The organism is Nocardioides sp. Z24_21 (assembly GCF_058134345.1).
The window spans coordinates 1-5247 of the sequence record NZ_JBYTTH010000009.1; the positions used below are offsets into that span (position 1 = coordinate 1).

The window sequence follows — 5247 nt, forward strand, 5'->3', positions numbered from 1 at the left end:
TTTGGTGGTGGGTGTGGGTGCGTGTTTTTCGATGGAGAGTTTGATCCTGGCTCAGGACGAACGCTGGCGGCGTGCTTAACACATGCAAGTCGAGCGGAAAGGCCCTTTCGGGGGTACTCGAGCGGCGAACGGGTGAGTAACACGTGAGTAATCTGCCCTTGGCTTCGGGATAGCCACCGGAAACGGTGATTAATACCGGATATGACCATGTCGTGCATGCGGTGTGGTGGAAAGTTTTTCGGCCAGGGATGTGCTCGCGGCCTATCAGCTTGATGGTGAGGTAATGGCTCACCATGGCTTCGACGGGTAGCCGGCCTGAGAGGGTGACCGGCCACACTGGGACTGAGACACGGCCCAGACTCCTACGGGAGGCAGCAGTGGGGAATATTGGACAATGGGCGGAAGCCTGATCCAGCAACGCCGCGTGAGGGATGACGGCCTTCGGGTTGTAAACCTCTTTCGCCTGTGACGAAGCGCAAGTGACGGTAACAGGTAAAGAAGCACCGGCCAACTACGTGCCAGCAGCCGCGGTAATACGTAGGGTGCGAGCGTTGTCCGGAATTATTGGGCGTAAAGGGCTCGTAGGCGGTTTGTCGCGTCGGGAGTGAAAACGCCGTGCTTAACACGGCGCTTGCTTTCGATACGGGCAGACTAGAGGTATTCAGGGGAGAACGGAATTCCTGGTGTAGCGGTGAAATGCGCAGATATCAGGAGGAACACCGGTGGCGAAGGCGGTTCTCTGGGAATTACCTGACGCTGAGGAGCGAAAGTGTGGGGAGCGAACAGGATTAGATACCCTGGTAGTCCACACCGTAAACGTTGGGCGCTAGGTGTGGGGTCCATTCCACGGATTCCGTGCCGCAGCTAACGCATTAAGCGCCCCGCCTGGGGAGTACGGCCGCAAGGCTAAAACTCAAAGGAATTGACGGGGGCCCGCACAAGCGGCGGAGCATGCGGATTAATTCGATGCAACGCGAAGAACCTTACCTGGGTTTGACATACACCCTGCCGCTCCAGAGATGGGGCTTCTTTTGGGGGTGTACAGGTGGTGCATGGCTGTCGTCAGCTCGTGTCGTGAGATGTTGGGTTAAGTCCCGCAACGAGCGCAACCCTCGTTCTATGTTGCCAGCACGTAATGGTGGGGACTCATAGGAGACTGCCGGGGTCAACTCGGAGGAAGGTGGGGATGACGTCAAGTCATCATGCCCCTTATGTCCAGGGCTTCACGCATGCTACAATGGCCGGTACAAAGGGCTGCGATCCCGTAAGGGGGAGCGAATCCCAAAAAGCCGGTCTCAGTTCGGATTGGGGTCTGCAACTCGACCCCATGAAGTCGGAGTCGCTAGTAATCGCAGATCAGCAACGCTGCGGTGAATACGTTCCCGGGCCTTGTACACACCGCCCGTCACGTCACGAAAGTCGGCAACACCCGAAGCCGGTGGCCCAACCCTTGTGGAGGGAGCCGTCGAAGGTGGGGCTGGCGATTGGGACGAAGTCGTAACAAGGTAGCCGTACCGGAAGGTGCGGCTGGATCACCTCCTTTCTAAGGAGCACACACCCCGATGCCGGGCGAATGTTTCGGCACGCATGGTGGTGTCTCACTAGTGGAATCGTCGACGTCAGCTGCTGCTGGTCGCTCATGCATGGGCTTGTTCTTCGGGACGGGTTCGTGGGTGGGGGGTTGGTGGTGGGTGGTTTACCCAGGTCCTGCGTTGGTGGGGGTGGGGTCAGACACACTGTTGGGTCCTGAAGGATCAGCCGTGAGGCGCCTTCTGTTCCCTCTTCGTCTGCTGGTGCCCCGTGGGGGTGGTGGTGGGGGTTGGTGGGGTTGTTGTTTGAGATCTGCATAGTGGACGCGAGCATCTTTGCAACCGATGCCGCCTTGGTGCGCACGCACGTGTCGGATCCTTTCCTTTCTTGTTTGTTGAGGGGGTGGGGGTGCGGTGGTGTGGGTGTGGGCTGGGTGTGGTGTGGGTTGTGAGTGAATCACCTGCCCTTTGATTGGGGGTGGGTGGTGTGTTTTTTCGTTTTTTGTTTCAGCGTGTGTTGTTTTGACGTTGTTGAGACAAGCTATGAAGGGCACATGGTGGATGCCTTGGCATCAAGAGCCGATGAAGGACGTTGGAGCCTGCGATAAGCCCTGGGGAGTTGGCAACCGAACTGTGATCCGGGGGTGTCCGAATGGGGAAACCCAGCACGAGTCATGTCGTGTTACCCACATCTGAACACATAGGGTGTGTGGAGGGAACGTCGGGAAGTGAAACATCTCAGTACCGACAGGAAGAGAAAACAACAGTGATTCCGAGAGTAGTGGCGAGCGAAATCGGAAGAGGCCAAACCTCGAGTGTGTGATACCCGGCAGGGGTTGCATTCGGGGGGTTGTGGGACCGCTCATTCTCATCTGCCGGTGAGGAGCAGAGTAAGAAACCAGTGTGGAAGTCGAAGTCGGTTGGAAAGCCGTACCGTAGAGGGTGATAGGCCCGTAGACGTAAAGCGCTGGCTCTGGAGCGTGTTCCCAAGTAACACGGAACCCCTGAAATTCCGTGTGAATCTGGCGGGACCACCCGTTAAGCCTAAATACTCCTTGATGACCGATAGCGGACAAGTACCGTGAGGGAAAGGTGAAAAGTACCCCTGGCGGGGAGTGAAATAGTACCTGAAACCGTGTGCCTACAATCCGTCGGAGCTTGTGCATTCCCTTTGGGGGTGTGTGGGTGACGGCGTGCCTTTTGAAGAATGAGCCTGCGAGTTTGCGGTGTGTTGCGAGGTTAACCCGTGTGGGGAAGCCGTAGCGAAAGCGAGTCCGAATAGGGCGATTCAGTAGCGCGCTCAAGACCCGAAGCGAAGTGATCTATCCATGGGCAGGTTGAAGCGTCGGTAAGACGACGTGGAGGACCGAACCCACTTAGGTTGAAAACTGAGGGGATGACCTGTGGATAGGGGTGAAAGGCCAATCAAACTTCGTGATAGCTGGTTCTCCCCGAAATGCATTTAGGTGCAGCGTTGCGTGTTTCTTGCCGGAGGTAGAGCACTGGATAGCTAATGGGCCCTACAAGGTTACTGACGTTAGCCAAACTCCGAATGCCGGTAAGTGAGAGCGCAGCAGTGAGACTGCGGGGGATAAGCTCCGTAGTCGAGAGGGAAACAGCCCAGACCATCAGCTAAGGCCCCTAAGCGGTGACTAAGTGGAAAAGGATGTGGAGTCGCATTGACAACCAGGAGGTTGGCTTGGAAGCAGCCACCCTTGAAAGAGTGCGTAATAGCTCACTGGTCAAGTGATTCCGCGCCGACAATGTAGCGGGGCTCAAGTCATCCGCCGAAGCTATGGCATTCAGCGAATACATCAGCATCGAGGAATCGGTGTTCAGTGCGCTGGATGGGTAGGGGAGCGTCGTGTGGGCAGTGAAGCGTCGGAGTGATCCAGGCGTGGAGGCCACACGAGTGAGAATGCAGGCATGAGTAGCGAATCACGGGTGAGAAACCCGTGCGCCGAATGATCAAGGGTTCCAGGGTCAAGCTAATCTGCCCTGGGTAAGTCGGGACCTAAGGCGAGGCCGACAGGCGTAGTCGATGGACAACGGGTTGATATTCCCGTACCGGCGAAGTTGCGCCCATGACGAACCTGGTGATGCTAACCACCCGAAACCTCTCGGACCGGACCCTTCGGGGCGAGGCTGGGAGGCGGAGCGTGGGACCCGAGCTGGTAGTAGTCAAGCGATGGGGTGACGCAGGAAGGTAGCCCAGCCACAGCGATGGTTGTCTGTGGGCAAGCGCGTAGGACGTGGTGTAGGCAAATCCGCACCATCCACTTCAGTGTGGAGTCTGAGACGTGACGCGGAGCCAATCTTGGCGAAGTGGGTGATCCTATGCTGTCGAGAAAAACCTCTAGCGAGCAACGAGCCGCCCGTACCCCAAACCGACTCAGGTGATCAAGTAGAGAATACTAAGGCGATCGAGACAACCATGGTTAAGGAACTCGGCAAAATGCCCCCGTAACTTCGGGAGAAGGGGGGCCGGATCCGTGAACCCACTTGCTGGGGGAAGCGGTGATGGCCGCAGAGACCAGGGGAAAGCGACTGTTTACTAAAAACACAGGTCCGTGCGAAGTTGTAAGACGATGTATACGGACTGACTCCTGCCCGGTGCTGGAAGGTTAAGAGGACCGGTTAGACCACTTGTGGTCGAAGCTGAGAATTTAAGCCCCAGTAAACGGCGGTGGTAACTATAACCATCCTAAGGTAGCGAAATTCCTTGTCGGGTAAGTTCCGACCTGCACGAATGGAGTAACGACTTTCCTACTGTCTCAACCATGGACTCGGCGAAATTGCACTACGAGTAAAGATGCTCGTTACGCGCGGCAGGACGGAAAGACCCCGGGACCTTTACTATAGTTTGGTATTGGTGTTTGGTACGGCTTGTGTAGGATAGGTGGGAGACTGTGAAGCTTTCACGCCAGTGGAGGTGGAGTCAACGTTGAAATACCACTCTGGTCGTACTAGATGTCTAACCTAGGTCCGTTATCCGGATCAGGGACAGTGCCTGATGGGTAGTTTAACTGGGGCGGTTGCCTCCTAAAATGTAACGGAGGCGCTCAAAGGTTCCCTCAGCCTGGTTGGCAATCAGGTAGCGAGTGTAAGTGCACAAGGGAGCTTGACTGTGAGACAGACATGTCGAGCAGGGACGAAAGTCGGAACTAGTGATCTGGCCACGGCATGTGGAAGCGTGGTCACTCAACGGATAAAAGGTACCCCGGGGATAACAGGCTGATCTTCCCCAAGAGTCCATATCGACGGGATGGTTTGGCACCTCGATGTCGGCTCGTCGCATCCTGGGGCTGGAGTAGGTCCCAAGGGTTGGGCTGTTCGCCCATTAAAGCGGCACGCGAGCTGGGTTTAGAACGTCGTGAGACAGTTCGGTCCCTATCCGCCGCGCGCGCAGGAAACTTGAGAAAGGCTGTCCCTAGTACGAGAGGACCGGGATGGACGAACCTCTGGTGTGCCAGTTGTTCTGCCAAGAGCACGGCTGGTTGGCTACGTTCGGAAGTGATAACCGCTGAATGCATCTAAGCGGGAAGCACGTTTCAAGATGAGGTTTCCCACCCAAATAATGGGGTAAGGCCCCCCACAGAACATGGGGTTGATAGGCCGGAGGTGTACAGCAGTAATGCCTAGCCGACCGGTACTAATAGGCCGAGGGCTTGTCCCAACACCGTACAAGACCACACACGCGCAAAAGACGAACACACAT

The 5247-nt window shown here is 56.5% G+C and carries 2 rRNA genes; both read left to right on the forward strand.

Annotated features, from left to right (window positions below):
* Window positions 1-28: 28 nt before the first annotated feature.
* Window positions 29-1543: ribosomal RNA gene (locus AC3X7Z_RS19610) — 16S ribosomal RNA — on the forward strand.
* Window positions 1544-2063: 520 nt separating this feature from the next.
* Window positions 2064-5205, forward strand: a 23S ribosomal RNA gene (locus tag AC3X7Z_RS19615).
* The 16S and 23S rRNA genes sit together here, the layout of an rRNA operon.
* The last annotated feature ends 42 nt before the right edge of the window (window positions 5206-5247 follow it).